Here is a 5,705-nt window from a genome sequence, read left to right on the forward strand (position 1 = left end):
CGCCATTGGCCCGTTGGTCAAGTGGTTAAGACACCGCCCTTTCACGGCGGTAACACGGGTTCGAATCCCGTACGGGTCATACTAAAATACAGTAGATGTAATTTACATCTACTGTATTTTTTTGTATAAAGATAGCTTTTAAGATTCTACTAATTGTCTTACACGATTATGATTAGTTGAAATGTATTTGAACATTACTACATATTCTCATTAGAAAACTAAAGCAACTATAAGAAAACGTCTACTCATCTTTGGGTAGACGTTTTGCTTTTTACGCTCTTAATAGCATTCTTTCAAGTGAGCTACGTGCTTCTTCAGCAGTTTGAGCATCTACTTGAATACAATTATGTGGCTGCCCCTTTTGTATACTTTCTAAAGACCAAAGTAGATGGGGAAGGTCAATACGATTCATCGTAAGACAAGGACAGAAATTTTCATTTAAAGAGATAATCTGCTTATCAGGGTGCTGTTTAATCAGACGATTGACGAGATTCATTTCAGTACCGATTGCCCATGCTGAATCACTTGGTGCTTTATAAATCGTATCAATAATGTATTTTGTAGAACCTGCATCATCTGCAGCAGCAACCACTTCACGACTACATTCTGGATGAACAATGATCCTCATATTTGGATGAGTTTTACGTATGAGCTCCGTATGCTCAACCGTAAAGCCTTCGTGTACAGAGCAGTGTCCCTTCCATAAGATGATTTGAATGTTTTCTGGGGACTGATCCGTTTCAAGTTTATTTGTATGAGGATTCCAAACGGCCATATTTTCAAGCGGTATTCCTAAATCGTACGCAGTATTTCTACCTAAATGTTGATCGGGTAAAAAGAAAATACGTTGTTTTTGCGTAAATGCCCATTCAACCATTTCTTTTGCATTGGACGATGTTACGCAAGCTCCACCATGTCGTCCCGTAAATGCTTTAATGGCAGCAGTAGAATTAACATATGTTAGAGGGATAATGGTATCGCCAAAAAGTTCCTGTAAAACTGGCCATGCTTGTTCTGTTTGATAAATGTCTGCCATATCTGCCATTGAACAGCCTGCACGCATATCAGGTAAGTATACATGCTGCTGTTTAGTTGTAAGCATATCAGCTGTTTCCGCCATAAAGTGTACGCCGCAAAATACGATATGTTCAGCTTCCGTGTTAGCTGCTGATATTTGAGCAAGTTGTAAGGAATCCCCTGTTGCATCAGCAAATTGAATCACTTCATCTTTTTGATAGTGATGCCCAGGAATGAAGAGCTTACTGCCTAATTCCTTTTTTATAGCTAGAATGCGAGATTCCATGTCATTTTTAGATAAAGCACGATAATGCTCGGGTAGTAGTGACATTTGTTGAAATAGATTAGTGATGGACAATGAAACTAGCTCCTTTCGGTTTAACAATTGCACTAATATCAAAAGCTTTTACTGAATGTGTTAGCGCTCCGAGTGAAATCCATTGAATACCTGTTATCGCATAGCTATTTAAGTTTTGAGGTGTAATGCCGCCCGAAGCTTCTGTAGCGATATGTGGAGGAACAGCAGGAAGCCATTCACGTATTTCTTTAGGGCTACGATTATCAAACATAATGATATCAGCACCAGCTGCAATTGCTTCATCTAATTGTGCTTTTGTTTCGATTTCGACTTCGATCTTAATGGTGTGACCGATTTTCTCACGGGCCGCCTGTACTGCATTAGTAATACTACCTGCAAAAGCAATATGATTATCCTTTAGCATGATCGCATCGAATAAACCATTGCGATGATTATAGGCACCACCGATTCTAACAGCGTATTTATCTAACATACGCAATCCAGGCATTGTTTTGCGCGTATCGCATATTTTCGCATTAGTACCTGCAGTTTCTCGCACCGCTAAATTTGTAGTTGTGGCAATAGCAGACATACGCTGGATAAGATTCAAAATTACACGCTCACCTATTAATAACTTTTGAAGAGGTCCGTGAATAACAGCAAGAACATCACCAGCATTTACTTTTTCTCCATCTTTTTTATAAAGGGTAATATCGATCGATCGATCCAGTAGAAGAAATCCATGCTTAATGATGAGAGCTCCACAAAAAATGCCGTCTTCTTTCGCATAAAAAGAAAAAGATCCCTGTTGTTCAGGGGAAAATATTAATTCACTTGATAAATCTCCATCGCCTATATCCTCATTAAAAAATTGCTTTAACAATTCTTCGAGTTTGATGATATTCATATAATGAATCCCTCACTTTCATCTGTCCTTGTTGAAAAATAACCCAACGGTTTGCCCACTGGTTATCATTTTCTGGTTGATCAACGCGAATATGTGCTCCGCGAGTTTCTTTTCGTGTAATGGCTGCGAATGCCATTAATGTAGCGACAATATGCATCATGAAAAGTTCAAGTTCCTGTTGATTCAGGCCATTTAAATTAACATGAAGAAGTGTTTGCAATGAGGGCAATTGTTGTACGAATTGTTGCATATCGATAGGATTTCGCACAATGCCTAATGTGTGCATCATCATTTGTCGTAATTGATCTTTTGTAAATAACGATGGCATTGTTTGTTGGTGATGTTTGTCACTAATCAAGAAATTATTTTGTGTACAACCTGTTTGAATAATGTATTGGGCTGTTCTTTGTCCAAACGTAATTCCTTCTAATAGAGAGTTACTAGCTAAACGATTGGCGCCATGAACTCCTGTACAAGCAACTTCCCCAATTGCATAGAGATTAGGAATAGATGTCCTTCCTTTGTCATCAGCAACAACACCGCCCATTAAGAAATGGCTACCTGGTGCAACTGGAATTAGGCCATCCTGTAAATTAACATTATTGTCAGAACAAAGTTGAGCAATCGTAGGGAATCTTTCTTCAAAGTGTTCAATCTTTGTAATATCAATAAATGTTTCCTGCCCAGCAGCACGTTTATGAAATAATGCATGTGCTGTAACATGGCGTGGTGCTAAGTCCAGTTGTTTATGTATCCCTTTCATTAAGGGCTGACGATACGCATCGACAAATATTCCTCCGGCGCCACGAACAGCTTCAGATATTAACCCTTTGGCCTGACCTTGAGACCAAAGTAAGCTTGGATGAAATTGCATAAATTCCATATCACTGATGGCAGCTCCTGCACGATAGGCTAATGCGATCCCATCACCAGTATTCGTAGCAAAGTTAGACGTACAAGAATAAAGAGCACCTGCACCTCCTGTCGCGAGAATGACGTGGTGGGCAAGGTAGCGTTTCGTTCCCTTTGCTCCTTTTGTTAGAACGCCAACACAATCCCCATTTGTGTTTAATAAAAGCTCATAAGCCATCTCATAGCAATTCACGACGATATTAGATGTGAGTTGATTGAGCAAATAATCTATCATTACTTGACCAGTACGATCACCGCCTGCATGTAAAATGCGGTGATGACTATGTGCTCCCTCTAAGCCAAGAGCGGGGGACCCGTCAACTTGTCGATCAACTGGGAAGCCCTCATTTAATAAATTACGCATAATTTCTGTGCCATTTTCTATTAGTACTTCAACATTCCTTCTTTCATGATGATATTCACCAGCAGTCAACGTATCAGCAATGTGAAGCTTTGGATGATCTTCTTGACTTGTAACGGCAGCAATACCGCCTTGAGCACGATAAGAACTACTCATTTTAACTGAACACTTTGTCACTAGCTGTACTAGAAAATGTTCTTCGAGAAGCCGAGCAGTTTGAAGTGCGGCAATACCGCTACCAATAATAAGTACATCTGTCTTTACATCCATACATATACCTTCTTTACAGTTGTCTTGACACTTATCTTTGCATAAAATAAAAAAGAAAACAAGACCGAATGAATTAGAAAGGAAGAATAAGATGATTTATATGGATTACGCTGCAACCGCTCCAATGACGCCAAAAGCTCTTAAAGCATATTGCGAGGTAGCAAAGCAGTATTATGGAAATAGTGCAAGCTTACATGACCTAGGAGGACAAGCCCATTATTTTGTTGAACAAGCAAGAGCTGTTGTAGCAAGGTCACTTGGAGTAAACAGTGATGGTATCATTTTTACGGGAAGTGGAACGGAGGGCAATTTAATTGCGATTTTGTCATTAGCTTTAGCTTCAAATAAAGGGAAGCACATTATATCATCCCAAGCTGAACACACATCGGTACATGCGGCTTTAAATACACTTGAAAAAATGGGTTTTACGGTCACGAAGTTACCCTTACAGCAAGACGGTTGTATTCAAGTAGAGCAACTACGAAAAGCAATTCAAGAAGATACTGCTTTAATCACTATTCAACATGTAAATTCAGAGATAGGTTCTATTCAACCGATAGAAGAAATTGCCGAAATTGCAAAACAATCAAATGTGCTTATACACGTCGATTGTGTACAATCCTTTTGTAAACTCTCGTTAAAACAGCAAGTAGATGCTATTACTGTTTCAGCGCATAAAATAGGTGGGCCAAAAGGGTGTGGTGCCATATATATGAATCCTGAGCTCCGTGTTCCTGCATTAGCTCCAGGTGTCACACATGAGCGCGGACTAAGGGGAGGCACACTAGATACCCCAGCTATTGTCGCATTTGCTACGGCGATTGAAGGTTATCAATATGAGCGTCAGCAATATGCAGCATTACGTCAATACTTTAAGGAGAATTTACCAGAGACGTGTCAGATCATTGAGTGTAAGAATCAGTTGCCTAATATTTGTGGTGTGATGATGAAAAGAGTAGAAGGGCAATACGTTTTGTTAAAATTAAATGAAGCGGGGATATGTATTTCTACAGGAAGTGCCTGTGATATTCATAGTGAATCTGGTACAAAAGCGATTTTATCAATGGGTTATTCTATGGGAGCGGCTCGTCAATTTTTTAGAATATCCTTTGGTCCTGCAACGACATTTGAGGAAATTGATCGATTACAACGAGCACTTTTAAGCCTTTAATGTTCGACATGTGAAATATATTAAATGCTTTCTAAGCAAGTGAATGAAAGGCTCAATAAATAATATTGAGGATAAGATTAAAACTGAAAAACTATGATTAAATAATTTTGAAATGATAATTTATGTACATGTTAAGTAGTCTATAAAAATAATCTTCGTTGGATATTTTTGTGCATGTATACTTATTTTGGTTGGTGATTGGAGCGAAGGGCTACTCAAGTACTCCTGTCGTAGAGCATTGAGTTTGGGGGAAGAAGTAGCTTGTAGCGAAAATTAGTGCCTTTTATTTATAAAATGAATATAAATAGTTAACTAATTCTCATCTATTAAATTAATTGTTTTCTTTTAATTAAACAATTGCTATAATAAATAGCAGAGTGATAATTTCTCGTAGAAAACAAAAAATATCTCTAAAAAGTAATAATTTCTTTTTTTTATAAAAAAGTATTGCACAATGCTAGAAAACGTTATACAATAATTCTTGTCTTGAAGGACAGGTAATAAACTTCAAAACGAAATACATAAAGGTTTCAACATACGAGTAGTTAGAGAAAGCGATGAAGAAAAGGAAGGACGTACTTAAGTACATGACTGACTGAACGACAGAGGCTGACGAAAAAGTACGACGTATATCGAAAACTTAATAGTCTAGTGATGATGGCAAAGAGGTCACACCCGTTCCCATACCGAACACGGAAGTTAAGCTCTTTAGCGCCGATGGTAGTTGGGGGCTTCCCCCTGCGAGAGTAGGACGTCGCTAGGCATAATA

Annotated in this window: 4 protein-coding genes, 1 tRNA gene and 1 rRNA gene; 3 read left to right on the forward strand and 3 right to left on the reverse strand. The window is 38.5% G+C overall.

Annotation, left to right across the window (positions count from 1 at the left end; all coding sequences use genetic code 11):
* Nucleotides 1-7 precede the first annotated feature (7 nt).
* Nucleotides 8-79, forward strand: a tRNA-Glu gene (locus ACVYAD_RS24780).
* A gap of 192 nt (nucleotides 80-271) precedes the next feature.
* Here ACVYAD_RS24780 and nadA read toward each other — a convergent pair.
* Genes nadA through nadB form a run of 3 tightly spaced genes read right to left on the reverse strand, consistent with a single transcriptional unit; the run spans nucleotide 272 to nucleotide 3,765 of the window.
* Nucleotides 272-1,348, reverse strand: coding sequence for a quinolinate synthase NadA (nadA, locus tag ACVYAD_RS24785; RefSeq protein ID WP_476428252.1), 1,077 nt, complete (start codon nucleotides 1,346-1,348; stop codon nucleotides 272-274).
* A 13-nt stretch (nucleotides 1,349-1,361) separates the two neighbouring features.
* Entirely contained in the window at nucleotides 1,362-2,222 is an 861-nt protein-coding gene (nadC, locus tag ACVYAD_RS24790; RefSeq protein WP_476428250.1) for a carboxylating nicotinate-nucleotide diphosphorylase, read from the reverse strand.
* Nucleotides 2,179-3,765, reverse strand: a complete 1,587-nt coding sequence (gene nadB, locus ACVYAD_RS24795) for an L-aspartate oxidase (protein WP_476428251.1) — start codon at nucleotides 3,763-3,765, stop codon at nucleotides 2,179-2,181. Before nadB ends, nadC begins: the two co-directional genes overlap by 44 nt.
* A gap of 100 nt (nucleotides 3,766-3,865) precedes the next feature.
* Between nadB and ACVYAD_RS24800 the strand changes: the two genes are divergently transcribed.
* On the forward strand, nucleotides 3,866-4,936 hold the full coding sequence (locus ACVYAD_RS24800; RefSeq protein WP_476428254.1) for a cysteine desulfurase family protein: 1,071 nt from the start codon (nucleotides 3,866-3,868) through the stop codon (nucleotides 4,934-4,936).
* Between the two features lie 647 nt (nucleotides 4,937-5,583).
* Nucleotides 5,584-5,699 (forward strand): 5S ribosomal RNA (gene rrf / locus ACVYAD_RS24805).
* Nucleotides 5,700-5,705 lie beyond the last annotated feature (6 nt).

Source organism: Lysinibacillus sp. G1-3 (genome assembly GCF_056322905.1).